At 69.8% G+C, this 24,778-nt stretch carries 25 protein-coding genes and 3 pseudogenes; 16 read left to right on the top strand and 12 right to left on the bottom strand.

Annotation, left to right across the window (positions count from 1 at the left end; genetic code table 11):
• Window position 1: 1 nt before the first annotated feature.
• Window positions 2–568, bottom strand: coding sequence for a hypothetical protein (locus tag FDM97_RS32795; RefSeq protein WP_254705832.1), 567 nt, complete (start codon window positions 566–568; stop codon window positions 2–4).
• A gap of 89 nt (window positions 569–657) precedes the next feature.
• On the opposite strand from FDM97_RS32795, the gene FDM97_RS32790 reads away from it, so the two are divergent.
• Both FDM97_RS32790 and FDM97_RS32785 read left to right on the top strand, forming a co-directional pair.
• Window positions 658–1,317: a response regulator transcription factor gene (locus tag FDM97_RS32790; RefSeq protein ID WP_137994111.1), complete on the top strand. Its 660-nt coding sequence runs from the start codon at window positions 658–660 to the stop codon at window positions 1,315–1,317.
• Window positions 1,314–2,519: an ATP-binding protein gene (locus FDM97_RS32785; RefSeq protein ID WP_137994110.1), complete on the top strand. Its 1,206-nt coding sequence runs from the start codon at window positions 1,314–1,316 to the stop codon at window positions 2,517–2,519. The genes FDM97_RS32790 and FDM97_RS32785 overlap by 4 nt, the downstream gene beginning before the upstream one ends.
• Window positions 2,520–2,525: 6 nt before the next feature.
• Here the strand turns inward: FDM97_RS32785 and FDM97_RS32780 are convergent, their stop codons facing one another.
• A complete protein-coding gene (locus FDM97_RS32780) occupies window positions 2,526–4,028 on the bottom strand; it encodes an alpha/beta hydrolase (RefSeq protein ID WP_137994109.1) in 1,503 nt (500 codons plus the stop codon).
• 73 nt (window positions 4,029–4,101) lie between these two features.
• Here FDM97_RS32780 and FDM97_RS32775 point away from each other — a divergent pair, with 73 nt between their 5' ends.
• Window positions 4,102–5,052 carry a helix-turn-helix domain-containing protein gene (locus FDM97_RS32775; RefSeq protein ID WP_137994108.1) on the top strand — a complete coding sequence of 317 codons (951 nt, stop codon included), beginning with the start codon at window positions 4,102–4,104 and terminating at the stop codon, window positions 5,050–5,052.
• 50 nt (window positions 5,053–5,102) lie between these two features.
• Here FDM97_RS32775 and argG read toward each other — a convergent pair whose 3' ends face one another.
• Together argG and FDM97_RS32765 are read right to left on the bottom strand one after the other, a co-directional pair.
• The gene (argG, locus tag FDM97_RS32770; RefSeq protein ID WP_137994107.1) at window positions 5,103–6,545 is read right to left on the bottom strand and encodes an argininosuccinate synthase; all 1,443 of its coding nucleotides are present in this window, start codon (window positions 6,543–6,545) and stop codon (window positions 5,103–5,105) included.
• 69 nt (window positions 6,546–6,614) lie between these two features.
• Window positions 6,615–7,370: an SIS domain-containing protein gene (locus FDM97_RS32765; protein WP_137994106.1), complete on the bottom strand. Its 756-nt coding sequence runs from the start codon at window positions 7,368–7,370 to the stop codon at window positions 6,615–6,617.
• Window positions 7,371–7,532: 162 nt separating this feature from the next.
• On the opposite strand from FDM97_RS32765, the gene FDM97_RS32760 reads away from it, so the two are divergent.
• Together FDM97_RS32760 and FDM97_RS32755 are read left to right on the top strand one after the other, a co-directional pair.
• Window positions 7,533–8,225: a metal-dependent transcriptional regulator gene (locus tag FDM97_RS32760; RefSeq protein WP_137994105.1), complete on the top strand. Its 693-nt coding sequence runs from the start codon at window positions 7,533–7,535 to the stop codon at window positions 8,223–8,225.
• 457 nt (window positions 8,226–8,682) lie between these two features.
• Window positions 8,683–9,573 carry an alpha/beta fold hydrolase gene (locus FDM97_RS32755; protein ID WP_137994104.1) on the top strand — a complete coding sequence of 297 codons (891 nt, stop codon included), beginning with the start codon at window positions 8,683–8,685 and terminating at the stop codon, window positions 9,571–9,573.
• A gap of 6 nt (window positions 9,574–9,579) precedes the next feature.
• On the opposite strand, the gene FDM97_RS32750 is transcribed toward FDM97_RS32755, so the two are convergent.
• Window positions 9,580–9,960 (bottom strand): PIN domain-containing protein, encoded by a 381-nt coding sequence (locus FDM97_RS32750; protein ID WP_175439321.1) that lies wholly within the window; start codon window positions 9,958–9,960, stop codon window positions 9,580–9,582.
• Entirely contained in the window at window positions 9,957–10,214 is a 258-nt protein-coding gene (locus tag FDM97_RS32745) for a hypothetical protein (RefSeq protein ID WP_137994103.1), read from the bottom strand. The genes FDM97_RS32750 and FDM97_RS32745 overlap by 4 nt, the downstream gene beginning before the upstream one ends.
• Window positions 10,215–10,313: 99 nt before the next feature.
• Between FDM97_RS32745 and FDM97_RS32740 the strand changes: the two genes are divergently transcribed.
• Window positions 10,314–10,937: a LysE family translocator gene (locus FDM97_RS32740; protein WP_137994102.1), complete on the top strand. Its 624-nt coding sequence runs from the start codon at window positions 10,314–10,316 to the stop codon at window positions 10,935–10,937.
• 33 nt (window positions 10,938–10,970) lie between these two features.
• Here the strand turns inward: FDM97_RS32740 and FDM97_RS32735 are convergent, their stop codons facing one another.
• Both FDM97_RS32735 and FDM97_RS32730 read right to left on the bottom strand, forming a co-directional pair.
• Window positions 10,971–11,150: a DUF397 domain-containing protein gene (locus FDM97_RS32735; protein WP_137994101.1), complete on the bottom strand. Its 180-nt coding sequence runs from the start codon at window positions 11,148–11,150 to the stop codon at window positions 10,971–10,973.
• Complete coding sequence (locus FDM97_RS32730; protein WP_254705831.1) at window positions 11,147–11,965, bottom strand: helix-turn-helix domain-containing protein; 819 nt, start codon at window positions 11,963–11,965, stop codon at window positions 11,147–11,149. The genes FDM97_RS32735 and FDM97_RS32730 overlap by 4 nt, the downstream gene beginning before the upstream one ends.
• A gap of 82 nt (window positions 11,966–12,047) precedes the next feature.
• On the opposite strand from FDM97_RS32730, the gene FDM97_RS32725 reads away from it, so the two are divergent.
• The 4 genes from FDM97_RS32725 to FDM97_RS36720 all read left to right on the top strand — a co-directional run bounded on the left by FDM97_RS32725 (window position 12,048) and on the right by FDM97_RS36720 (window position 15,587).
• A complete protein-coding gene (locus tag FDM97_RS32725; RefSeq protein WP_137994099.1) occupies window positions 12,048–12,458 on the top strand; it encodes a hypothetical protein in 411 nt (136 codons plus the stop codon).
• Window positions 12,459–12,530: 72 nt separating this feature from the next.
• Window positions 12,531–13,718 (top strand): FG-GAP-like repeat-containing protein, encoded by a 1,188-nt coding sequence (locus tag FDM97_RS32720; protein ID WP_137994098.1) that lies wholly within the window; start codon window positions 12,531–12,533, stop codon window positions 13,716–13,718.
• A 189-nt stretch (window positions 13,719–13,907) separates the two neighbouring features.
• Window positions 13,908–14,816 (top strand): hypothetical protein, encoded by a 909-nt coding sequence (locus tag FDM97_RS32715; RefSeq protein WP_137994097.1) that lies wholly within the window; start codon window positions 13,908–13,910, stop codon window positions 14,814–14,816.
• 123 nt (window positions 14,817–14,939) lie between these two features.
• Window positions 14,940–15,587 carry a hypothetical protein gene (locus tag FDM97_RS36720; RefSeq protein WP_254705830.1) on the top strand — a complete coding sequence of 216 codons (648 nt, stop codon included), beginning with the start codon at window positions 14,940–14,942 and terminating at the stop codon, window positions 15,585–15,587.
• Between the two features lie 131 nt (window positions 15,588–15,718).
• On the opposite strand, the gene FDM97_RS32705 is transcribed toward FDM97_RS36720, so the two are convergent.
• Window positions 15,719–16,105, bottom strand: a complete 387-nt coding sequence (locus tag FDM97_RS32705) for a PH domain-containing protein (RefSeq protein ID WP_254705829.1) — start codon at window positions 16,103–16,105, stop codon at window positions 15,719–15,721.
• A 662-nt stretch (window positions 16,106–16,767) separates the two neighbouring features.
• On the opposite strand from FDM97_RS32705, the pseudogene FDM97_RS32700 reads away from it, so the two are divergent.
• Window positions 16,768–16,956, top strand: a pseudogene (locus tag FDM97_RS32700) (transposase); the annotation flags it as partial.
• Window positions 16,957–17,049: 93 nt separating this feature from the next.
• On the opposite strand, the gene FDM97_RS32695 reads toward FDM97_RS32700, so the two are convergent.
• Window positions 17,050–17,559 (bottom strand): hypothetical protein, encoded by a 510-nt coding sequence (locus FDM97_RS32695; RefSeq protein ID WP_137994096.1) that lies wholly within the window; start codon window positions 17,557–17,559, stop codon window positions 17,050–17,052.
• Between the two features lie 270 nt (window positions 17,560–17,829).
• On the opposite strand from FDM97_RS32695, the gene FDM97_RS36935 reads away from it, so the two are divergent.
• The 4 genes and pseudogenes from FDM97_RS36935 to FDM97_RS32680 all read left to right on the top strand — a co-directional run.
• Complete coding sequence (locus FDM97_RS36935) at window positions 17,830–17,958, top strand: hypothetical protein (protein ID WP_284440308.1); 129 nt, start codon at window positions 17,830–17,832, stop codon at window positions 17,956–17,958.
• 2 nt (window positions 17,959–17,960) lie between these two features.
• Window positions 17,961–18,704 carry a 2OG-Fe(II) oxygenase gene (locus FDM97_RS32690; RefSeq protein WP_254705991.1) on the top strand — a complete coding sequence of 248 codons (744 nt, stop codon included), beginning with the start codon at window positions 17,961–17,963 and terminating at the stop codon, window positions 18,702–18,704.
• A gap of 148 nt (window positions 18,705–18,852) precedes the next feature.
• Window positions 18,853–19,737, top strand: a complete 885-nt coding sequence (locus tag FDM97_RS32685; RefSeq protein WP_254705828.1) for a hypothetical protein — start codon at window positions 18,853–18,855, stop codon at window positions 19,735–19,737.
• Between the two features lie 160 nt (window positions 19,738–19,897).
• Window positions 19,898–19,996, top strand: a pseudogene (locus tag FDM97_RS32680) (IS5/IS1182 family transposase); the annotation flags it as partial.
• Window positions 19,997–20,076: 80 nt separating this feature from the next.
• Here FDM97_RS32680 and FDM97_RS32675 read toward each other — a convergent pair.
• Window positions 20,077–22,497, bottom strand: a pseudogene (locus FDM97_RS32675) (RHS repeat-associated core domain-containing protein); the annotation flags it as partial.
• Window positions 22,498–22,746: 249 nt separating this feature from the next.
• On the opposite strand from FDM97_RS32675, the gene FDM97_RS32670 reads away from it, so the two are divergent.
• Window positions 22,747–24,141 (top strand): phage baseplate protein, encoded by a 1,395-nt coding sequence (locus FDM97_RS32670; protein WP_137994093.1) that lies wholly within the window; start codon window positions 22,747–22,749, stop codon window positions 24,139–24,141.
• Between the two features lie 124 nt (window positions 24,142–24,265).
• On the opposite strand, the gene FDM97_RS32665 is transcribed toward FDM97_RS32670, so the two are convergent.
• Window positions 24,266–24,685 carry a hypothetical protein gene (locus FDM97_RS32665; RefSeq protein WP_175439320.1) on the bottom strand — a complete coding sequence of 140 codons (420 nt, stop codon included), beginning with the start codon at window positions 24,683–24,685 and terminating at the stop codon, window positions 24,266–24,268.
• Between the last annotated feature and the right edge of the window lie 93 nt (window positions 24,686–24,778).

Genomic DNA, 24,778 nt, shown 5'->3' with positions numbered 1-24,778 from the left:
CTCATCGCGCCGCGCCTTCGCACGCCTTGTTCGCCTTCTCGAACTTCTGCCGCTCCGCGCCCTCCGGTACCGGCATGGCCTGCTGCGCGCCGCCGTCGAACTTCGGATCGGGCATGTTGAACCCGTTCTCGCGCATGCACTTCGCGTACGCCAGGGCCTTGTCTTTGTCGGCCTGCGTCGGCTCCTTCCCCATCCCGGCGCCGCCGCCCTTGCCCTGACAGGCCTTGAACGCCTTCTCCATCTTCTCCTTCGACATGCCGTCGCCGCCGATGGTGAGCCCGACGCCCTCCTCGCCCGGCTTGGGCTCGGGCACGTCAAGACCCTGCTCGCGCAGGCACTTGCGGTGCTCGAAGGCCTGGTCGGCCTTCTTGCCCTCCTCGCTGGTGCCTGTCGTCCCGGCCTTGTCGCCGGAGGCGGAGCAGGCGGCCGTGGTGAGGAGGGAGAGCGAGGCGAGCGCAGCAGCGGCGGCCAGCTTGATGTCGCGGCGAGTCGTCAGCCGAGTCGTCAGTCGAGTGGTCAGTCGAGTGGTCAGTCGAGTGGTCAGTCGAGTGGTCAGTCGAGTTGTCATGGGCGGGAGCGTGCCGCGAAGGGATGTTTCGCTTCTCTCAGCGGATTGGTTAACACCGGCGAAAGGTCCCTTTCGGATACACAGGGGCCATGCGCGTACTGCTGGTGGAGGACGAGGCGTTTCTCGCCGAGATGATCGCCGAGGGGCTGCGCCGCGACGCGCTCGCCGTGGACGTCGCGGCCGACGGCCTCGAAGCCCTGCGGAAACTGCGGCTCGGGGAGTACGACGTCCTCGTCCTGGACCGTGACCTGCCCGGGATGCACGGCGACGACGTGTGCCGCCACGTGGTCGAGCAGCGGCTGATGACCCGGGTGCTGATGCTGACGGCGGCGGGGACGGTACGGGACCGGGTCGAGGGCCTCGGCCTCGGCGCCGACGACTACCTGGCCAAGCCCTTCGCGTACGACGAGCTGCTCGCCCGGGTCCTGGCGCTCGGCCGGCGCGCCCGGCCCGCGCTGCCCCCCGTCCTGGAACAGGCTGGGATCGTCCTGGACACCGCCCGCCGCCAGGCCAGCCGCGACGGGCGCCACCTGCACCTGTCCCGGAAGGAGTTCGCGGTCCTGGAGGCGCTGCTGAGGGCCGAGGGGGCCGTGGTCAGCGGCGAGGACCTGATCGAGCAGGTCTGGGAGGAGCACACGAGCTACCGGACGAACGCGGTACGGGTGACGCTGAGCAAGCTGCGGGCCAAGCTGGGCGAGCCGCCGGTGGTGGAGACGGTGCCGGGCGCCGGCTACCGGATCGCGTCATGATCCCCTTCGTACGGAGTGAACGGGCCCGGCTGACGACCCTGTACGGAGGGCTGCTCGTCCTCGCGGGCGCGCTGCTCACGGGGGTCGTGTACGTGCTGGTGAAGGAGGGCCTGTACTCGTCGATCAGCATGGCCGTCACCACCGCCGTACCGGCGCAGCGGCTAGAGGACCTGCCGACGTCCTTCCCTACGGACCTCCCGAGCGCCGCGCCGGCCAGCCCCGGTCCGATCCCGCCCGGAGCCGTACCCCGCCAGGCGCTCGCGATCACGCGGACGGTCAGCGACGCGGCCGAGTCCGCCGCCCTGGAGCGGCTCCTGACGGTCTCGGTCACCGTCCTCGCCGTGTACGCGCTGCTCTCCGTCCTGGTCGCCTGGTGGGTGGCGGGCCGGGTGCTCCGCCCGGTCGCCGTGATCACCGAGACGGCGCGAAGGCTGTCGGGCGAGAACCTGCACGAGAGGATCGCGCTCGGCGGGCCGCCGGGCGAGCTGAAGCGGCTCGCCGACACCTTCGACGGGATGCTGGGCCGGATGGAACGGCTCGTCTCCGCCCAGCAGCGGTTCGCGGCGAACGCCGCGCACGAACTGCGCACCCCGGTCGCCGTCCAGCGGGCGGCGGCCGAGATCGGTCTCGCGGGGGAGCCGTCCCCGGAGCGGGTGGCCCGGATCCGGTCGAAGCTGATCGAGGTCGCCGACGACAGCGAACGGATCATCGAGGGGCTGCTGCTCCTCGCCGCCTCCGACCAAGGGCTGCGGGAGCGGCGGCCGGTGCCGGTCCACGAGGCCGCCCGGAAGGCGGTGGCCGCGCTGGCGGACGAGGCGGCGGAACGCCGGGTCACGGTCTCGGTACGGGCCCGGCCGCTGACCGTCGACGGGGACCCGGTGCTCCTGGACCGGCTGATCCACAACCTGCTCGCGAACGCCGTACGGCACAACGCACCCGAGGGCAGGGTGGAGGTCCGTACCGGCCCGGACGTCGGCATCGAGGTGACGAACACCGGGCCCGAGGTCCCGGCCGCCACGGTCCCGCTGCTCTTCGAACCCTTCCGCCGCCTGACCGAACGCGCCCACGCCCCCGGCGAGGGCGCGGGCCTCGGCCTGTCGATCGTGGACTCGGTCGCCCGCGCCCACGGCGCCACGGCGACGGCCTCGCCGAACGCGGAGGGCGGCGGCCTGACGGTCCGGGTGCGGTTCGGGGACGCCTGACGGCTCTCAGCTCAGCAGGTGACCGAGGACGGACCGCGCCGCCCGGTCGACGGCGTCGCGTGTCTGCTCGCTGTGGTCGATCGTCTCGAACCCGTGGTGGGCGAGCGGCACATCGATCACCTCGACATCGGCCCCGGTGTTCCCGGCGGCGGTCAGGAACTCCTCGACCGTCGTCGCGATCACGTCGTGCTCCAGACCCACCCGGGTCAGCACGATCGGCAGGGCCCCCGCCGAACCCACCGTGGACGCCGGCCGGAACCGGCTGTCCACGAGCGTCCAGCCGGGCGGCGGCGCGAGTACGGGATAGCTCATCGCCACACAGCGCAGCCACGGCGGGGGCGCCGCGAGCCAGTCCGAGGACAGCAGCCCGCCGGCGGAGAAGAACCACAGCGCGACGCGGTCTTCGTCGACGCGCGGGTCCGCCCGGACGAGTTCGACCGCTTCGGCGAGGTCCTCGGCGGCACGCGCGTAGTCCGCGAGGCCGTGCAGCCGGTGTTCCGGCATCACACCGATCGCTCCCATACTCGCCGCCAGCCGGCTGTAGCCGACGTACATGGGCCAGTCGCGCGGGCCGGGCCGCTGGTCGGGGGAGATCGGGCCGCCGTGGACGAACACCACGGCGGGACGCGGGTGATCTGCATCCGGCAGATCGGCCGGCAGATGGAGGTCGACCCGCCCGATGCGCTCGCGGGGCGCCTCCGCCACGTCCATGAGGAACGGCCCGAGATACTGCGGCCGTTCGTGCTCCGCCGGCGCGCTCACCCGGTGCCCCTCGCCCACGGCCGCCCGGAGCAGCACCCCCGCCAGCTCCTCCGGGGCGGACAGCATCGGCCAGTGGCCGGTGCCGAGTTCGAAGAAGGTCACTTCGGGCCCCGCGAGCACCCGGAACTGCGGCGGCCCCGAGGCGACCGCCATCTCGACCATGGCGAGGGAGGAACCGTTGGCGGTGCAGAGGACGCCCGTCACCGCCCGGTCGAAGGGGGAGCCGGAGAGCCGGAGCGGCTGGGTCAGCGTCTTCGACGGCTGGGGTACGGAGAGCCGGTCGAGCCGGTCGAGGGCATCGACCGGGATCCCGTCGGTGCTGCCCCAGTGCTCCCAGCCATCCCCCGACGGCGGAGGAACGGTCGGCCCGCCCTCCCCCGACGACAGCCGCTCGCGGACCTCCTGATCGGGTACGAACGCGAGGGCCGGGTCACCGTCCCGGGGCATCCCGGCGTCGAGGTAGACGATCCGGGCGATCCGCACCGGACGCCGGTCGGCGGCACCCAGGACCGGGTGGATCCCGTAGTCGTGCCCGACGAGCACCACGCCCGGAGCATCGATCCGGTCGATCAGCCGCACCAGGTCCTCGATGTGCGTCTCCAGGTCCGTGTCGGGTCCCGCCGGATCCCCCATGCCGGTGAGCGTCACCGGATACACCTCGGCCCCCGACTTCTGGAGCCGGGCGGTCACCTCGTCCCACACCCAACCGCCCGTGAAGGGGCCCGACACCAACACGAAAGTCGCCATGATCGTCTCCTCGCCGTCTGCTCTTTCGGCCTCGCCGGTACCGTAGGAACTCCCCCTGAGGGAGGTTCAAGTCGTGGCCGCCGAAGGCATATGGAGCATCGGAGAGCTCGCCGAGCGCGCGAGCGTCACCGTCAAGACCGTGCGCTTCTACTCCGACCGAGGTCTGCTGCCCGAGGCCGGCCGCAGCAGCGGCGGCCACCGCCGGTACGGGCCCGAGGCGCTCGACCGGCTCCGGCTGATCCGCTCGCTGCGCACCCTCGACCTGCCGGTCCCGACGGTGGGCCGGGTCCTCGACCAGGACGACACGCTGGAGGACGTCATCGCGGGGCGGCTGCGGGAGCTCGGCTCACGGCTGACCGCGCTGCGCTGGCAGGAGGCGTCCCTCCGGCTCCTCCAGGACTGCACCGCCGGGGAGCGCGCGGAGCGCCTGCGGCTGCTCGGGGCCGTACCCGCCCTGCCCGACACGGCGGCCCTGGTGCGTTTCTGGCGCCGTACGCTCCCCGTACGGCTTCCGGCGCGGGTCGCCGCCACGGTCGTCGACGCGGCGGTTCCGCAGCCACCGGAGGATCCGACGCCTGCCCAGGTGCTGGCCTTCGCCCGCCTGCACGCCCTCGTCTCCGACGCCATGGCCGACGGGCGTCGACTCGTCGTGCATCCCGACGACGGGGACGGCCGCCCGAGCGTGCTCTACGAGGGGCTCGGCGAGGCGTACGCACTGGCCGCGCCGGACCTGCGGGCCGGGCGGGCACCCCGCGCGGGCGAGGCGCTCGACTGCTTCGTCTCCGCCTACGCCCGCTCGCACGGCACGCGGGGCACGGCGGACACCCCCGCCTTCCGCCGCAGCCTCAAGGGCACGCTCGCGCAGGGTGCCCATCCGGTGATCGGCCGCTACTGGCAACTCGCCGCCGAACTGGCCACCCCCGCGTCCGGCCCGGCGGAACCCACCCCCGGCGCCGCGCACTACTGGCTCTGCGCCGCGCTGGGCGGGGACATAGCAGCAGACGTAACAAGGGACACCCCCTAACCAAGGGGGTGTCCCTTTCTATGTCCGTACGTGGCGTCCCGTACGTACCGTCAGTCGGTCCCGGACTCCATCGCCGCGTGGTCGAGCAGCTCGTCGTCCTCGTCCGTCTTCCCGCCGGACGCGATCGCCTCGGCGCCGCCCTCGTGCAGCGCGCCGATCAGGCTGGTCGTCCGGGCGGCACCGATCGGTGCCGGGGTCGGGGTGCCGATCATGCCGAGTCCGGCGTACAGCTCCAGCTTGGAGCGGGAGTCGGCGATGTCGAGGTTACGCATGGTCAGCTGACCGATGCGGTCGACCGGCCCGAAGGCGGCGTCCTCGGTCCGCTCCATGGAGAGCTTGTCCGGGTGGTAACTGAACGCGGGGCCCGTGGTGTTGAGGATGGTGTAGTCCTCGCCGCGACGCAGCCGGAGGGTCACCTCGCCGGTCACCGCCGTGCCGACCCAGCGCTGCAGCGACTCGCGCAGCATCATCGCCTGCGGGTCCAGCCAGCGGCCCTCGTACAGGAGCCTGCCGAGCCGCCGTCCCTCGCTGTAGTAGATCGAGAGGGTGTCCTCGTTGTGGATCGCGTTGACGAGCCGCTCGTACGCCGCGTGCAGCAGCGCCATGCCCGGCGCCTCGTAGATGCCCCGGCTCTTGGCCTCGATGACCCGGTTCTCGATCTGGTCGGACATGCCCATGCCGTGCCGGCCGCCGATGGCGTTGGCCTCCAGGACCAGGTCGACGTCGGAGGCGAACGTCTTGCCGTTGATCGTCACCGGCCGGCCCTGCTCGAAACCGATCGTGACGTCCTCGGCGGCGATCTGCGTGGCGTCGTCCCAGAACCGCACGCCCATGATCGGCTGGACGGTCTCCATGCTCGCGTCGAGGTGCTCCAGCGCCTTGGCCTCGTGGGTCGCGCCCCAGATGTTCGCGTCCGTGGAGTAGGCCTTCTCCGCGCTGTCCCGGTAGGGCAGGTCGCGCTCGAGCAGCCACTCGGACATCTCCTTGCGGCCACCGAGCTCGGTGACGAACTCGGCGTCCAGCCACGGCTTGTAGATCCGCAGGGAGGGGTTCGCCAGCAGGCCGTAGCGGTAGAACCGCTCGATGTCGTTGCCCTTGAAGGTGGAGCCGTCGCCCCAGACCTGCACGTCGTCCTCGAGCATCGCGCGCACCAGCAGGGTGCCCGTGACGGCCCGCGCCAGCGGCGTGGTGTTGAAGTACGCGCGGCCGCCGGACCGGATGTGGAACGCCCCGCACGTCAGGGCCGCGAGCCCCTCCTCCACGAGGGCGGCCCGGCAGTCGACCAGGCGGGCGATCTCGGCGCCGTACGCCTTGGCGCGACCGGGCACCGACGCGATGTCGGGCTCGTCGTACTGGCCGATGTCAGCGGTGTAGGTGCACGGCACGGCACCCTTCTCCCGCATCCAGGCGACCGCTACCGAGGTGTCGAGGCCCCCGGAGAAGGCGATTCCGACACGAGCGGCGACGGGCAGGGAGGTGAGCACTTTGGACATACGCAGAAGTATGCACTCCTTCGCATGAACATGCAACGCCCCCTGGTGGAGGGGGTGCGCCCCCGGCGCTCAGCGGCGGTAGAAGATCCGGTCGCGGTACTCGTCCATCACGCGTCCGTTCCACTCGTGCCCGCCGTCGACGTTCCCCGAGCGCAGCAGCGGCGGCTCGATGCCGAGGCGGACCATCTCCTCGGCCGCCGCCGCCATCGTGGCCTGCATCAGGGCGCTGGTGACGACCGTCGAGGCGGGGGCGAAGGGGGCCTCGATGCCCTCGTGGGTGAGTTCGGCGTCGCCGATGGCGATCTTCGAGTCGAGGACGATGTCGCAGTGGTCCTTCAGATACGTCCCCGAGACGTGCCGGGACTTCGTCTCCGTCGCGTACGCCACCGAGGTCACCCCGATGACGGTCAGGCCCAGGGCGCGGGCGTTCATCGCCATCTCGACGGGCAGGGCGTTGCGGCCGGAGAGGGAGACGATGATCAGGACGTCTCCGGACCGGGCGGGCGAGGAGTCGAGCACCGCGCCCGCGAGGCCGTCCACGCGTTCCAGGGCCGAGCCGAGCGTCGCCGGCATGACGTCGACGCCCACGACCCCCGGTACGGCCAGCAGGTTCATCAGGGCGAGGCCGCCCGCACGGTAGACGACGTCCTGGGCGGCGAGGGAGGAGTGTCCGGCACCGAAGGCGAAGAGGTGATGGCCCGAGGCGACGGCGGCGGCGATCGCGGCGCCGGCGGCGGCGATCTCCTCCGCGTCCTCGTCGCGTACCCGCTGCAGCAGACCGATCGCGGCGTCGAAGAACTGCCCGGCCAGCTTGCTCTCGCTCATCCCAGAGGCCCTTCTCGTCGTGTCACGTCGCCGTGTCGCGGATCACGTTGCGGTCTGGACCATTGCCCTGTCAATACCGCCCTTCGGTCAGCGCGGCACGGTTGTCGGTGGGATGCGTCAGAATTGGGGCAGGGCCAGCGCACGACTCATCGAGGGGCACGTATGTCCGGACTGATCGACACAACGGAGATGTATCTCCGCACCATCCTCGAGCTGGAAGAGGAAGGTGTGGTCCCCATGCGCGCCCGGATCGCGGAGCGGCTCGATCAGAGCGGCCCCACGGTGAGCCAGACGGTGGCCCGTATGGAGCGCGACGGTCTGGTGGCTGTCGCCTCCGACCGGCACCTGGAGCTGACGGACGAGGGCCGGCGGCTGGCCACGCGCGTCATGCGCAAGCACCGGCTCGCCGAGTGCCTGCTCGTCGACGTGATCGGCCTGGAGTGGGAGCAGGTCCACGCGGAGGCGTGCCGCTGGGAGCACGTGATGAGCGAGGCCGTGGAGCGGCGCGTGCTGGAGCTGCTGCGGCACCCGACGGAGTCGCCGTACGGCAACCCGATCCCGGGTCTGGAGGAGCTGGGCGAGAAGGCCGAGGCGGAGTCCTTCCTCGACGACTCGATGGTGTCGCTCGCGGACCTGGACGCGAGCGGCGAGGCCAAGACGGTGATCGTGCGCCGGATCGGCGAGCCCATCCAGACGGACGCCCAGCTGATGTACACGCTGCGGCGTGCGGGCGTGCAGCCCGGCTCCGTGGTGAGCGTGACGGAGTCGGCGGGCGGTGTCCTGGTCGGCAGCAGCGGCGAGGCGGCGGAGCTGGCCGCGGACGTCGCGGCGCACGTCTTCGTCGCCAAGCGGTAGGCCCCACCATCTACCGGCCCGGCCGGTTGCGAGGTGCTCTCAGGAGTCTCTCGCAACCGGCCGGGCCCGTTTTACGGCGGAATCGCCACGGCCGCATTCTCGGCGTGCCAGGCTGGGGTCAGGTCGTGCGAGGCCGGGTGCGAGGCCGGGGAGGGTCTGCGATGAGGGCGTCGGGGGCGGTGCGTCATCAGACAGAGGGCCCCGGCGCCCATGGGCGCCGGGGCCTGTCCTCCCCTGTGCTGACCCGGAGCCCCGAGCTCCCAGGGTCATCCCCTCGGACCGTTTTCCCCGAGCGGTCCGCCTCCCGCAGAAGATCTCCCCTCGGCAGCGCGCGCCAATCCTTGAGCGCTGTCACTCGAACGAGGGGTGTTGCGTGGCAGAAGCGCATTTTCGAATAAGGGTTCGATAGTCTGGCGGAGCTCGACACGCTCGATGGGAAGAGGGGGTGCCAGGGAACATGGTCCGACGTCATGACGTCACCGGAGCCGACGGCGTACGCCTGGCTGCCTGGGAGTTCGGGGAGAGCCGGGCGCCGGGGGGAGGTGAGGGCGCCGGTACGTCCGGAGGATCGGCGGCGTCCGGGGTCTTACTGCTCCATGGCCTGATGGGACGCGCTTCCCACTGGGCCCCCACGGCGCGCTGGCTCGCGGGCGGCCACCGGGTCCTCGCCCTCGACCAACGCGGCCACGGCCACAGCGAGAAGCCGGCCGCCGGCCCCTTCACGCGCGAGGCGTACGTCGCGGACGCGGCCGCCGCCGTCGAACAGCTCGACCTCGGCCCCGTCACCCTCGTCGGCCACTCGATGGGCGCCCTCACGGCCTGGCAGCTCGCCGCCGAACGCCCCGACCTGGTACGGGCCCTGGTCATCTGCGACATGCGGGCCTCGGCCCTCGGAGCCAACTCGCAGCGCGAGTGGCAGGACTGGTTCCGCCGCTGGCCCGCCCCCTTCCCGACCCTCGACGCCGTACGGAAGTGGTTCGGCGAGGACGACCCGTGGCTCGAGCAACCCCACCCCGCGCGCGGCGAGTTCTTCGCCGAGGTGATGACCGAGCGCGCGGACGGCTGGCACCCCGTCTTCGACCCGGCCCAGATGCTGACCTCCCGCGAGACCTGGGTCCACGACGCCCACTGGGACTCCCTCGCCCAAGTCACCTGCCCCACCCTCGTCGTCCGCGGCCTGGACGGCGAACTGGGCCGCGCCGAGGCCCAGGAAATGGTCCGCGTCCTCCCCCACGGCGCCTACGCCGAGGTCCCCGACGCGGGCCACCTCCTCCCGTACGCCTCCGAACACGCGAAGGCCTGGCGCGACGCCGTGGAGCCGTTCCTCAACGGGGTCCTGACGTCCTGACGTGGTTCAGGGAGTGAGGTCCAGGACACGGACCGGCTCACCTGCCCACCGACCGGGCTCGGTGGTGGCGATGATCGCCCCGTCGGGCCGGTCCGCGGTGGGCTGCGCCGCGTACTGACTGTGCGCCGCGGCCCAGGTCTCCTGCCGCGCCACGGCCAGGGCGGCGGGAAGATCCAGATCGAGGACGGTGATCCCGGGCAGTGCGGCGAGGTGCTCCGCCGTCCCCGGCCGGGCACGATCGGCTTCGACGAGGGCGCAGGCAGGGACGTACAGGAACCATCCCGATTCGGCGTGGGCCCGGTGGATCAGGCGAGAGGCAAGGACATTGCCCTGTCCGGCAGCCGCCATCGCGGTGTCGTCCAGAACGATGTGCACGGCGTCGCTCACCGGGTGGTCACCTGCGCCAGGCGCCGGTCCAGCTCGCTGTCGAGGTCCTGCTGCTCAGCGGCGGTCGGAGAATAGCCGTTCCATTCCTTCAACGCGGCCAGCGCCCGCTCCGCCCGCTCGGCCCGCTCGGCGGGGGTGAGCAGGGTCTCGGCCAGGCGGGCCAGGTAGGCGCGCAGCGACAGGCCCTCGGCGGCCGCTATGGCGGCGAGCCGGTCCTTGGCTTCCTCAGGGATGCGGACGTTGGCATCGGACATGGTTGTACTCCTTCCCAGCCCCAGGGTACGGGTACGTACCCGTACCCCCGCCAGGGGGCGTATGGACATGATCGGGCGGCGGCGCTCACGATGGGGCGCATGCTGAGCACTCTTCTCGCCTTTCTCGGCGCCTGCACGCTGATCGCGGCCTCGCCCGGCCCGAGCACCATGCTGATCATCCGGCAGTCCCTGCGCAGCAGGCGCGCCGGCTTCCTCACGGTGCTCGGCAACGAGACCGGCGTCTTCATCTGGGGTGTCGTCGCCGCACTGGGGCTCACCGCACTGCTCCTGGCCTCTCAGCTGGCGTACGACATCATGCGGATCGCGGGTGCGATCACCCTGATCGTCTTCGGCATCAAGGCGCTGATCGACGCCCGCCGAGGGCCTGGCGAGGAGGGCGACCGGGAGGCAGCGGCCGCCGTGCGCTCGGGATGGACCTCGTACCGCTCCGGCCTGCTGCTGAACCTGGCCAACCCCAAGGCCGCCGTCTTCGCGATGTCCTTCCTCCCGCAGTTCGTACCCGCGGGCGCACCTCATCTGCCCACCATGATCGGCCTGGCGGCGATCTGGGCGATCTTCGAGGTCGGCTATTACGGCCTGTACGTATGGTTCGTCGGCCGAATGAGGAAGGTCATCTCACGAGCCAACGTACGCAAGCGACTTGAGCAGGTCTCCGGCGGTGTTCTGCTCGCCCTCGGCGTCCGGATGGCTGTCGAGGGCTGACGGTGCGCCCGCTCTCCGAGCGGGCGCGGCACGTCACGCAGCGAGGTCCTGGAGGAAGGTGGACCAGGCGGCGGGGGAGACCGTGAAGGCGGGGCGGGTGGTGTCCTTGGAGTCGCGGACGTGGACGGTGTGGGGGCAGGCGGCGACCTCGACGCAGTCGCCACCCTGGCCGCTGCTGTAGCTGCTCTTGAACCAGTTGAGGTCGGTGCTCATAGCTCTCGTTCCACCTGTTCGATCAGTCGTACGGAGTCCTCCGGGGTGAGGGCCTGCGCCCGCAGGGTGCTGTATCGGGCGAAGGCGTCCCCCACGTCCGGCTGTTCGCTGAGAAAGTACCTTCCGCCCTGTCCTTCGACATAGACCAGTTGACTGCGGCGCTCCTCGGTCTCCAGCAGGGTGAAGGGACCGCTGAGCCCTGCGTGCGTCTCCCGATCTTCTGGCATCACCTGGATCTCGACGTTGGGCAGCTGCCCGACTTCGAGGATGTGCAGCAGATTCTTTCGGAGGACGCCCTTGCCGCCGAGGGGCTTGGTGAGCGCTGCCTTCTCCAGGACGAAGGTGACCAGAGGCGCGGGCCTGCGGAAGAGCAGCGGCTGCCGCGCCAGTCGGGCCGCGACACCCGCCTCGATCTCCTCCTCGTCCAGCGGCGGGCGCTCGGAGACGAAGGCGGCGTGCGCATAGTCCTCGTTCTGGAGCAGCCCCGGAATCAGATGGTTCTCGTACTTGTGGATGCCCGCCGCCTTCAGCTCCTCCACCAGGTAGTCCTCGAACCACGCCGCCACCCCACTCGCCGTCACCTCCTCCGCGACCTCCAGCAGTGCACCTTGTGCACTCAGCATCCCGTCCGCGATCTCGACGAACCGACCCTTCGCCCGACGCTCCCCGCGCTCGATCATCGCCACCTGGGACTTGGAATATCCGGTCTCCTTCCCCAGCAGCTCCTGCGACACCTTCGCCCGCTCCCGGTAGAACCGCAGCAGTCTTCCGAACGCCTTCGCGGCCCCTGGGCTCCCGTTGTTCCCGTTGTTCACGCCAGACCTCCCCGAGTGCACAGTCCGCCACAAACAGCCTGTGGCGCTGGTCACAGTAGAGCCGGGCCGGAAAGCTGGCGTCATGAATTCGCGCAAGTCACTTGACAGGGTGCCTTCTTGGGTACCCGCGACCGGGCACGCCCTCCGTCACGTGGGCGTTCACTTCGACGCCGTACGGATCGGCGGGTTCCTCGGGGAGGACGTGGCGTACCGGCTCATGGAGTTCACCGACTTCCACGCCGGGCCGATCGTCCGCGAGGCCACCGGCGAGCGGAACCTGCACTTCCTGCTGCCGCCGGAGTCCGCCGCCGTCCATGCCTGGCCGGCCCCGGCCCGCGCGCTCAGCCGCGAGGGCAGGAGCGCCGCCTTCGTCGGCATCCCCGCCCTCGCCGGCACGACCTGGCCCCTGGACTGGCGCTCCCGGCCCACGGACGAGGACCCCTTTGTGGATCCGGGCCTGCTGTACGAGATGGTCACCCGCGCGGTGAGATGACGGCGGCCGCCTGTACGGTCCTCCTCGCGGCGCGCTTGAGAACCTGTGCGCGTCGCATCAGGGAGGGAATGAATGCGCATATCACTGCTTCGGCGTCTGGCCACGGTGGCCACGGCGCTGGGGCTTACGTCGCTCGGCCTGCTGGGTGCGGGCGCGGCGCCTGCGCAGGCCGCGGTCAGCGACTGCCCGTCGGGCTACTTCTGCGCCTGGAAGACCGACAACAACACGGGGTCGATGTTCCAGACGAACACGAGCAAAGCGACGCTGGGCACCTGGGACAACACGCTCGTCGGGGCCGTCAACCGCACGTCCATGATCGCCTGCATCTTCGATGAGCCGAACTACGGTCTCACGCAGGGGTACTTCACGATCGAGCCCGATCCCATCGCTACGCATTGGGGCGGGCCCAGTTCCGTCAGCTCGGTGAAGCTCGTCCGCACCGCGCGGGAGTGCGAAACGCTCGCTTACCCCAACTGGCACGCGGAGATCGCGCCCAAGCTGTCTGGCTTCGGCGATATGAACGCCGACCGCAAGGCGGACGTCGTCGTCCGGGACGAGGCGGGTCGCCTGTGGTTCCTGCCCGGTGACGGCAGCGGACGAATGATCGGTTCCGGTGGCTGGAACGGTATGAACGCCCTCACCCGGCACGGTGACTTCAGCCGTGACGGCCGTGAGGATCTCATCGCCCGTGAGGCGTCCACCGGGAAGCTGTGGCTCTACCCGGGCACGGGGACGGGCAGCCTGGGTACCCGCAAGCTGATCGGCAGCGGTGGCTGGAACGGCATGTCGAAGATCACGGCCTTCGGTGATCTGACCGGGGACGGCCGTTCGGATCTCCTCGCGGTCGAGAAGTCCACCGGGAAGCTCTGGATGTACCCCGGTACCTCCACGGGCACGCTCGGCGCCCGCAAGATGATCGGTTCCGGTGGCTGGAACGGCATGAACGCCCTGGTCGGGGCGGGTGACATGAACAGTGACGGCCGAGCCGACCTGATCGCCCGCGAGGCGTCCACCGGCAAGCTCTGGCTCTACCCGGGCAAGGCCGGATACATCGGGTCCCGCGTGCTGATCGGCTCCGGCGGCTGGAACGCCATGGAGACCTTCCTCGGCGTGGGGGACGTGAATGGCGACGGCCACTACGACCTCGCCACCCTCGACGGACTGGATTGCCTGCTCCTGTACGCCGGTCGCGGCACCGGCGGCCTGTACGCGGGCGAACCGCGGAGTTACGGATGGTGGCGCCTCAACGGCGCCTTCTGAGCCGCCTTCCGACCACATGGCAAGGGCCTCCGCTTCCAGGCGGGGGCCCTCGTGCTGTACGGTGACCGCGCAATCACGCTCCGTGAGAAGCGGAGCGGCCCCCGGTGGTGCGCCAACACCAGGATCCGAGGGCCTTCACTACCAGTGGAAAGCAGTCCACCGGAAATGCTTCGGCATGCTATCGCGCCCATGCGCTGCTTCACGAAGGTCTCGCACGACGTCGTGCGTCATCCGCGTCTGACCAGCGACGCGAAGATTCTGATCATCTACATTCAAGGTCTCCCCGAGAGCGCATCCGCCAAGCCCCTCGGCGAGCACGCCGCCGACCTGGGGATGAAGCCCCGGGCGTACCAGAAGGCGAAGGAAGCCCTGGTCGCGTGCGGGTTCTTACATGAGTGGAAGTGGCAGGGCGGGCGCGGGCGTTGGATCACCGAGCAGCTGATCTCGAATGTCACCCTCACGCGTGAGGCCGCGAGCGCCGTCAAGGACGGAGTCCCGCCACCGAGTCCCCCGAAACCGACGGTCGGTCCTCCGGCGCCCCCGAAATTCGGTGGCTCTCCTCCGGAACATGAAGACGGAGAGAAGAACACTCCCCACCCACCCCCCGAAACCCCGAAGGTCCCTGAAACCCCGAAGGCCCCCGAAACCCCGCAGGTCCCGGAAGTCGCCGAGGCCGAGCGCCTGTTGCTGTCGCTGCGCCACACCAACCGGGACCTCCTCCTCGGTGTCCGCGAGGCCCGTGGCCTCGCCGAGGCGGCGGCGGAGTGGCTTCGGCGCGGCATCCCCGTCGCCGATCTGCGCCACGCCCTGACCTCGCACCTGCCGCCCGGCGGCGTCCGGTCCGCGGTCGGCTTCCTGCGTCATCGCCTGGTCGAGAAGCTCCCCGTGCCAGCGCCGCCGCCGCCCACCGCCGCCCCCGCGCCGGCCGCCATGGTCACGTGCGACGGCCCCGGCGACGAGCACCTGTTCCGCCCGGTCGCCGACGAGACCCGCTGCCGCCCCTGCCGTACCCACGACGCCGCCCGCCGCCAACCCCCGAACCGCCCGCCCCGCACTCCGTGGCGGACGCTCGTCGATCAGCTCGCGGAAGGCCCCTGAGCCCGCCTCGTGGCGTGAAGGCATGAGATGCGGTGTGATCTCCGCTTCCACCCGTCCCGGGGTCCCTTCCAGGGAGGGGTAGCAGCAGAGGAATCGAATGTGAGTTCATGCGAGGATCGATGCATGCTCCAGCGCCTCCTCTACGCCTTGGCTGCGCTACCAGGCGCTGCAATCCTCTTCGGCTCAGCCGTGCTCGGCGCCTGGGCAGACGACCACCATCACGTCTGGATAAGTCGCGCCTGCGTTGCCGGTGCCGCGATTGGACTGGTCGTGGCCGGGAGCTGCCTCTTGTTCGCGATGACGCCCCGGACCATGCGCCGGATCGTTTTCCCGCACTGGCCTGAAGGCCAGGATGGACTGTTCGAGCGCAGCCAGCTGAAGCTCCCCCCTCCGCGAGGGAGCCGGGGACTCGGGACGGCAGGTAGGGGTCTGGGTGTCTCCTGGGGTGAAGTGGCGCTTGTGGCCTCGGTCTGTTGGCTGGTCACCGGCGTCGGGTATGCCGTGTTCGCCGCCCTCGACGAGCCGGGACTCTCTGTCGCGCCGCTCCTCGGCTTCGGGCTGGTTCAGTGGGTCTGGGCGCGGCACCGTGACTTGACGTCCGCACTTGCGGCGGCCTTCGCGGGAGCCGTCATCCTGTTCGGGCTTGTCGACGTCCTGCGGCCGGGCCTGGGCCGGTACGTCGGGGACGCGCTTGCCACGGGGTTCGGGACAACGGTAGCCCTGATCGTCTTCACCCTCGCCGGCCGCTTCCGAACACGGACGGGGCACTGACATTCCAGCACCCCTAACCGGCGGGAGTTTCGGGTGCTCACCGCCGCCTCGCCCAGAGCACCCTTCGGGCCGGCGCTTCTTCAGACTCCCGCCATGCACCCTGCGTGTCTCTTGTTCCCGGCAGTGCCCTCCTACGGGCTGTCGGCCATGTGCTCATTGTGCAGCCGCGTCAGGTCCGCGACCACGTCGTCGACGCAGCTTCGCCGCTTCAGGAGCCCGGCGATGTTGGCGCGCTGGACGGCCCAGCAGCGGACTTCCCGGCCGTCTGCGAGCACGATGACGACTCGGTCCTCGGCCCGGAAGTCCCTCACCTTCGCCCATGACAAGCGCCGGGTCTGCAGCGGGCTGCGGACCTGCACCCCGTGGGTGCCGGCGACGATGGCCGACCAGACGAAGGCCCTGGCGATCAGCGTCACCGCGACGGAGCTGAGCACGGTGTAGAAGGCGATGCCACCGCCGGTCTCCGCGCCCGCCCGCATGTCCAGGTACGCGACGGCCGCCACAACGATCGCGAGCACACCCAGCGAGCACACCCAGGTAGAGGTAGGCGCCGTTACGGAACCGCGCATTGCCTTTGGTCACGGGCACCTCGTTGTCCACCAGCGGGGCCGCGCCGACCGGTGTAGTAGCCGGGCGGACGAGCTGTTCACAGGGTGGTCATGGGGATGACACCGGGACGATGCCGGGGCCGCGGGGCGTCGAGAATCCGGCGCCCCGCAGCCCCGGCCTGAGCGCGCTAGACGGCGAAGACCGTCATCCAGAGGCCCCACGTGATCAGCACAAGGATCACGATCGTGCCCCCGCTGAGCCGGTGGCTGATCCAACCCAGGGTGCTCGTCTCAGCCGTCACGGCTCGCAGAGCCCGCCGGGTTAGCACTGCCAGCAGACCCCCGACGGCGAGCAAGCTGCGATCACGAACCACAGCCAGGAGCGGAGGGCCAGCGCATCTGTAGCCGGCCTCCACGCGACGTTCATGTCGTGTCTACGGATCGTTCCGTGGTGTGCCTGGAGAAGGTCCTGCACTGCTTTGTCGGCCTCAGCGGCAGCGCTCGCTGCTTCCTGCCTGTCGCCCTTGGCGAGCGCCAGGAATGCCAGATGGGTGAGGGCGCGTCTCCACCGGCCGTAGGTTCCTGCCGTGGCAATCGATCAGCGCAACCATCGGCGCCATCCTTCCTGCCATCGCATCGCCCGCAAGGGCATCGAGTCCTCGCAGCGGCTCGGGCGTCACCGCTGGACCATCGAACGCACCATGGCCTGGCTCGCCGGCTGCCGCCGACTCCACCGCCGCTACGAACGCAAAGCCGAACACTTCCTCGCCTTCACCAGCATCGCCTGCACCCTCATCTGCTACCGCAGACTCGCCAAATGAGATGATCTCAAGGAGGTTGGGAGCCGGAAGTGAAGTGGACGTGCTGCTCGCCGCCGATCTGGAAGGCGGCGGGGCCGTTGAACGTGTTGCCGCTCACGCCGTCCCCGCGCCCGGCGGCTCCGCTCCCGTCCCCGGCTCCGCTCCCGTCCGCGGGGCCGGTCGCGGCTCGCGGTGGAAGTGAACGCTCTGCGTCCTGCTGACCTGGAAGGCCGTGGGGCCGTTAAACGTGTTGCCGGACTCTTCGGCGGGGCCGGCGTCCGCGGGGCCGGGCTGTGGGCGGGCCTGGGCCAGGAGTTCGCTGAGCTCCGCCACCGACTGGTCGCGCTCGACCCCGTCCAGGTCCTCCAGCAGGGTTTTGATCCGGCTCTGCCAGACGGCCTCCTGCCGCACCCGGAGCCGCTCCACCTCGTCCTGGCCGGCCGTCGTCAGTTCGGACGCACTGCGGTCCAGCCGCTCCAGCTCACGGCTCTCCCGCACCGCGTCCCCACGCCCGAACCACTCGGCGACCCGGCCCCGAAAACCGTTCCACAGGTCAGTCCCCGCCGTCTGGACCACTGCGGATCCGCCCGCCGCCGCTGCCGCCAATGCCAACTCGTCCAGCATGCCACCCCCTCCAACTCCCGTGCCCCTGCGGGCATTACGCCCCTAGCGCGCGAAGGGCGCCCGCTGAGGGACCTCGCACCTGGTCGGTGCCCGGCAAGGTCGACGCCCTCGATGGCGTCAGCCGCTCCGGTACGGAGCGGCCCAGCACCGCGTGGGACTACCTCGCCTCGGTAGTCCCCTGAGCCGGTCCCCGCCCGTCTCCCGGCGCTTTCCGCCGCGTTGGGTCGTCCTGCTTGCGTTGTGGGCTCACCCCGACCTATTATCGTCATCGTGACGATAATCGCCCAGTGGTCCCCGCTCCCTGCAGGCGTTGACTCCAGGGGCTTCGAGTCCCTCCACGGACTCGAAGCGCACAAGTACGTGGCCCGCGGTCACGACGGCCTCAGCATGGAGAAGTGATCATGTTCGAAATGCCGGTAAATCCCTTTGAGCTCTCCGAAGAAGTGCTGAGCCGAATATCTGCCGATGACTCATGGACCCCGATCGAGTCGGAGATCCCAAAGGCCAACGCCAAGGTGATTCGCCATTTCCTCACCCCGGCCGAAGTGGAGGCATTCGCGACCGAACTAGCCGCCCAGCACTTTGTCCCGGTGGGCCGAGACGGCATTGCCGCCAACTATGCAGAGGGAGATCCGGTCGCTCATCTCCGCGCCACGGCCGAATCCGCATCCCTGGCGGCTGAATTCTACCGCAGGCTGCGGACGCTTCTATCGCTTGAAGTGGGATCGGGCGATCCGACGGATTCGGACGGAAGGCCCTGGAGGCCGACGGCCGTCAATCCGCGTATGCGCTTCATCACGTACGAACACGGCGGATTCATTGTCCCGCACTATGATTCGCCATATTTCGCCCCCGACGGAAGGCGCACTCTCCTGACGGTCGTCGTCTACCTGTCGTATGAGGCCGTGGGCGGAGAAACGCGGTTCATCGCCGATAAGCAGAACGATCTTCCCTTTGCGCAACGTGACTTCTCTGACTGGCCGCGGCTCGCGAAGCCTGAGGAAATATTGAGTGCCCACCGCCCCGAACCGGGCGATGCGCTCCTCTTCTGGCATCGGACGCTTCACGACTCGGCCCCGCTTCTTGAGGGTACGAAAACAATACTCAGAACCGACGTGCTCTACGAGCCCGTAGATGTGCCTTGAGCAGCGGCAAGGCCACCGTCGCGTTGTCCCTCACCCCGGAGACCGACGTCCGGCACGCCGTGATCGCCCACCTCCGGGCCGGGCGGCATCGGGCCCTGCCCGCGGCCGGGCATCGAATCCACTCGCACCGAACGGCAGGGAGAGCAGCATGACCAACGGGAGGATCCGCACCGACTGGGTGGAGACGGTGTCTCAGAACGGCCTGCACCTGATGCAGACGCGCTTGGAGGTGAGAGTTCCTACGTCTGAGGGTCGCAAGTTCATCACCTGCGGTCTAGCCCGGAAGACGTACGTGGTGAAGGACGGTATTGCCTGTCAGGTTTCGTCATACGCACTCGGCCGCGACCTGGGCAGCCCGGGCAACTACGACTTCGAGATCGTTTCCGCGACGGGGGGCCCTCCGATCCGGAGGTTCTTCAACTGTGACGGCGTGCCGGCCGAGATACGCGAGGGCGCTCTGTTCGACGCGCATGAGGGGCTTGACGATGGCGAGTACATCGTCCGGATCGCGGCGGGAATGACGACCAGCTGGGACAGCGGGACGGGACAGAGCATCGAGCTCCCTGTCCCGCGCCACGAGCTCGCATTCGTCGTGGTGGGATCCGCACCGCAGGAGGTGCGCGCGAGTACCGGCGGCCCGTGGGCGGCGCGGCCCTCCGTGGAGATCCCCGTGGTCGATTGGCGCGATCAGCCCACGGCGGAGGCGGCATGGGAGGCCTACCTGAACGGGAACAGAATCAGTCTGGATGCCTACGGGATCTTCTCCCCAAAGCATCTGATGAGGAATCAACGGGATACCGCTCTGGAGATTCTCCGGAGCGAGGGCTACTCCATACCGCGAACCCCGGAACCCGCCGAGACGCCGGGGACCTGGCTGGGCCACTGGGGTGGAGCATGGATGCCGGCCGATGTGCTCGCGGCCCTTCACACTGTGCCGGACGACACCGCGCAACGTGCGTGGTATCAGGGAGCGAAGGAATCCCTGGACATCGCATGGGATATGCACCGCCTGTGGACCACCGACGTGTTCTGACCGGGCCCGCGCTCCGTCCATGACCACCGTGGCGGGCCATCGGCAGTCACCCTGCACCGAGGTGCCGAGTACCGGCCGCAGCCCGGTCCGCCTCCGGCCTGACTGCCGGTCGCGGCCCGGGCGAGGATGTACGGCAGCACCAGAAGGTGCGCCCGCGAGGTTGCGCCAGCGCGGCATCCGCCACCGCATCGCCCGCAGGGGAATCGAGTCCTCGAAGCGGCTCGGACGCCACCGCTGGACCATAGAACGACCATGGCTCCGAATCGCAGGGTCGGCTGACCTGAATTGAATGGCCAGCCGACCCCTGGGTCATGCAGGTTGATTACACCGACAGGTCATTCACCAGCGGAACGATCGCGATCTTCTGTGGCTGCGGAATTGCTTTGCGTGCCGCCCGCCACGGGGGAACCATCTGACCAGCGCACGCCCCGCGCCGTAGCGGGCTCCGGCCCCGAGACCGAAGCCGAGAGAGGATGTGCCTCCGCCGTAAATAGCTGCACGTCCGACGTGCCCCCAAGTCGCTTTACGGTTTCCCCACTTCTTGGCAACACCTCCAGCGAGCATACCGACGCCCACGGCGCAGGCGACGCCAGCCATTCCGAAGGAGACCATGCCGCACGCAACACCGGCCGCGCCGGCGGCCAGGCCAACCCTGTGCCGGTGGGCAAAGCTCACGCCCTTGTTCCACGTGCGGCCGCCTCGGCAGCCACCACCCTTGCGCTTGCCCAACAGGCACCAGCGCCCGTCGAGGTCGTACTTGTTCAACGGGTCGCCGTAGACGTAGTTGTGCGCCGTGGCGTTACCTCCGTACACGGGGTCCATGGAGAGGAACAGGCCGTTGCGGGCGTTGTAAAGGCGGACGCCCATGAGGACGAGACCGGTCAGGGTCTCGCTGGAGCGCTGCTTTCCGCCGAGCCAGTTGTAGCGGGTGATGGGCTGGCCGGTGCGGGGGTTTCCGTACTCGTCGCTGTCCAACACCAACGGGGCGTCGGCCGCGTTCAGCGGGAGCTGGAGGGCGACGTCGCCGGAGGCCGAGGTGACGTTGCGGCTGATGATGCCCTTGGCTGCGTCCTCGGTGATCCAGCGGGGGTTGTCGCCGTCGCTGTCGTAGTGGTTGATCTTGGCGGCTGTCTGGTTCCAGGTGCCGTCGGTGTTCTCTTCGACGGTCCAGGAGCGGAAGCGCTGGATGGCGTCGAGCTGTCAGGTTTGGCGCTGGCCGTTCGCGGTCTGCTGGTGGACCAGGTCGTTGGCGTAGTAGCCGATCTGGCTGCCCGGCAGGGCGGTGGTGCGGCCGAAGGCGTCGTAGACGTAGCCGGCGTCGGTGAGCCGGTCGGCGCTGTCGTAGGTGTGCGTGGTGGTGGTTCCTCCGGTGGTCGGGCAGACCGCGCCCGGGGTGCCTTCGGCGGTGGTCAGGCCGGTGCGGTTGGTGCGCTTGTCGAAGCCGTAAGACCGGGCGGTGCAGACATCGCCGGCGGTGTCGTTCACCTGGGTGAGGCGGCCTGTGGCGTCGTAGGTGTAGTCCTGGCCGGACCAGCCGGAGTGGCGGGTGACCTGGCCGTGGACGGATTCGTCGACGGTGTCGGAGTAGACGACCTGGCCGTCGCTGTCGCGGGTGTAGACCCTTGACAGGGTGGCGCCAGTCGTGTCCTCGGTGATGGTGAGGGTGTAGCCGCCGGGGAGCTTCTCGGTGGCGACAGAGCCGTCCGCGTCGTAGCGGGCCTCGAAGGCACCGGCGATCGAGTCGGTCGTCTTTGTGGCCAGGCCCCGGGGCTCGACGGTCGTGTCGTACGTGTAGGTGACCGTGGACGGGGCCGAGTCAGTGGCCTTGACCGGCCGGTCCAGCAAGTCGTACTCGGTCCGCGTCACGCTGTCGTCGGTGTCGGTGTACGAGATGAGTCGGCCGAGCTTGTCGTACTCCCTCGTGATGGTCCCGCCGGTGGGCGAGGTGGTCTTGACGGCCTGGCCGGTTGCCGGGTCGTACTCGGTCGTGGCCTCCGGGACGGCCTGGCCGAGTCCGCCGGTGAGGGCGGCCTTGGTCTGGCGACCGGCGTTGTCGTAGGTGTTGGTGGTGGTCGGCAGCTGCGACGGGTTGGTGCCGCCGCCGGTGATCGCGCCGGCCGGGCCGGTGGAGCAGACCTGATCGGCCCACTCCGGTCGTCCCTGGCAGGTGCCGGTGCCGGTCGCGGACCAGTAGGTGGTTACTCGGGTGCCCGCGTCGGTGCCGGTGGCACCGGGCAACATCTGCTTGGTGACGCGGCCCAGGGTGTCGTACTTGGTGGTCTCGGTGATGGCGAGACCGGCCGGGTCCTTGATTGTCTTGATTGGCAGGCCCTTGACCCAGTCGAAGAGGGTCTGAGTCACCCGCGCGTCGGCCATCGTGCTGGTGCCGAGGACCTGGGCGCCGGTGGTGACCTTGGTGACCTGGTTCGCGACCTTGGCGGTGCCGTCGGTGGGGCGGCCGGCGTCGTACTCGTTGACCGTCCAGGAGCCGGCCGCGGCCGACTCGCCGGTGCCGGTGCCGGTCAGCGTGACGCGGCGCAGCGGGCCGAACTCCTCCAGCTCCCGGATGCCCTTGGTGTCGAACACCGAGCGGGTGGAGAGCAGTGAATGGGGGTGTGTCTTCCGTGCGATTTCGATGTCGGAGCTGTATTGACGCCTCCGGCGTGGGCGCAGCCCGCGCTCCACTGGTCGGTCAGGCCGCTGCCGGAAGCGGTGCGGGCGGCTGAACCGACCCTTCTTCGAATGCAAGGGGCCGCCCGGCGGCGTTCGGGCCCGGTCGGCTGACCGTGGGCTCAGGTGTTCGGGTGTGTGCAAAAATTGCGGCACCGCACAGGTAATGATCTTGGAAAGGGGGGCCTGCGCGCATATGACTGTTTGTTCCGCCCGCATACCGTGCCGCAGCTCGTTGAAGGCTGCGGTGGCCACCGCAGCCTGGGTCGGCGTCCTCGACCCCACGGCACGGGTTGCCTCCGTCGCACCGTCGCAGCCGGACAACGAGGCCTTCCCGCCATGTCACTGACTCGCCGCAGTCTCCTGACCGCCCTGGCCGCCGCGCCGGTCCTCGCCCCCATCGGAACCGCGCGGGCCACCGGCCATCAGGCCCTCCTCGCAGCCGACCCCATCGCCGAACAGCAGCAAGGGGCCATCCTGCACACCGCGCAGAACCGGTTCGATCTGCGAGCCGAACCCGTCGATCTGTTCGGCAGGGAGATCGCGCTGAAGCAGGGCAGGGTCCACCAGCAGGTCGCCTTCGATTCGGTGACCGGCCTGGCCTACGTGACGCAGATCATCAGCGACGGCCGCCAACTCGCCGACGAGCCCGCTCCCGTACCCGGCGCCGACCGCGATCGCCGGGGCGATCTGTGCATCAACGAGGTCACTCCCGATGGCACCGTCCGCTCGGTCATGTACCTGAGGGGCGTCGGCCACGGCGGCGGACTTGGCGTCGAGCACACCGACGGCCGTCCCTGGCTCTGGCTGGAGACCGATGCGGACCCCGTCGACAGCGGCTTCGCCTACGGCAAGCGCATCGGCCGTGTCGCGTTCACTCCCGACGCCGTCGTTGATGCGGGGAGCGAACAGATCGAGGTGTTCGACCCCGTCCCAGGGTCCTCCCGTACCACCCCGTCCCTGGATGTCGATCATGGCCGAATAGGGGTACGGCACGGGCCGCACGACGCCGAGGAGTACCGCGTCTACGACCTCGACGCCTTCAAGCGCCGGGACTTCACCCCGCTGTACAGCTTCCCGGCCCGGTATCGCACCCAGTCCTGGTGTCTGTACGGGGATCTCGTCTATCAGAACGAGGGCAGCGCCTATGGCGCGGACAACCCGATCCCCGGAAACTCCTGGTGGAACGTCTACGACGTCACCACCGGCCAGATGATCGAGCGACGCTTCAACACCACCGCTCTCGAACTGTCCCACCGCGAGACCGAAGCCATCACCGTGCGCCCGACGCTCAACGGACCACAGCTCGTTTTCGGCTTCGCCACACAAGAACCAGGACCGCGCCGCATGGCTCTCTTCGGCATCACCAGCACCACCGACGGCACCGGCGACCACGTCCCGTGGACCAGCCTGGACTACGCCACCGGCATCTACACCCCCAACTCCAGCAACTACATTCCTCAGTACCGCCAGCTCGGCAATCGCATCGACCTCCACCTTCGACTGTCCCGCACGGATGGGGCCCCGTGGACCAACGGTGAGGAGATCCTCGTTCTCCCGCCGCACATCCGCCCCAACCGCACCCAGGGCATGGTCGGTCAGGTCAGCGGCTCCGGGGTCTCCGACTCCCTCACCGTCCGCTGGGAGGTCCATACCGACGGCTCGCTGCACCTCTACGATCAGCGCAACCTCACCGGCTGGATCGGGCTCGACGCCGGCTACTTCACCAGCTGAACGTCGGGATCGCGGGGGCAACGGGCATGACGGCATCGTCGGGGACCCGGGGGGCGCGTTCGGGTTCTCCCTGGGCTCCGGCGCCGCGGACGACGTCCTCTCGGCCCTGAGCCGCCAAGCGTCCCTAGTGTCCCTGGCGGCCCTGATCGCCGCTCCTTCGACGCCCGGCCACGGCCACGATCAGGGCCGAGACGCCGAAGGTCGCCGCGAGGCTGCCCGCCATGACCAGGCCCACGCCGATCCCGAACAGACCGGTGGCGTCGTCCGACCAGTCGAAGCAGGCGGCGACGGTCAGTCCGGCCGTGGTGCCGACCGCGGCCCCCACGACATGCCGCCGGGACGCCGCCCAGTACACCGGCACCAGCAGGGTCAGAACGAGCCCGACGACCTGCCACGCCTCGTACGGGCCGGTCACGTGGCCGTCCGGGTGTACATCGCGCTCCTGGTCCCAGCCCAGCCACGCGGCCCATGCCGCGACCGACACGAGCGCCGTCAGGTAGGGGGCGAAGGAAGCGAGCCTCGGCTTCAGGGAGTTGTTGTCCATGGTCCCAGCGTCCCGGCCCGCCCGGCCCCCGGGCAGAGCGCCCGTACTCACTTCCCCCTGAGTGCCGCGTCGTACGAGGCGACCGAGGCGTAC

The sequence above is a fragment of the Streptomyces vilmorinianum genome (genome assembly GCF_005517195.1).
GTDB lineage: Bacteria > Actinomycetota > Actinomycetes > Streptomycetales > Streptomycetaceae > Streptomyces > Streptomyces vilmorinianum.
This window is presented reverse-complemented; position numbering and strand designations above follow the sequence as displayed.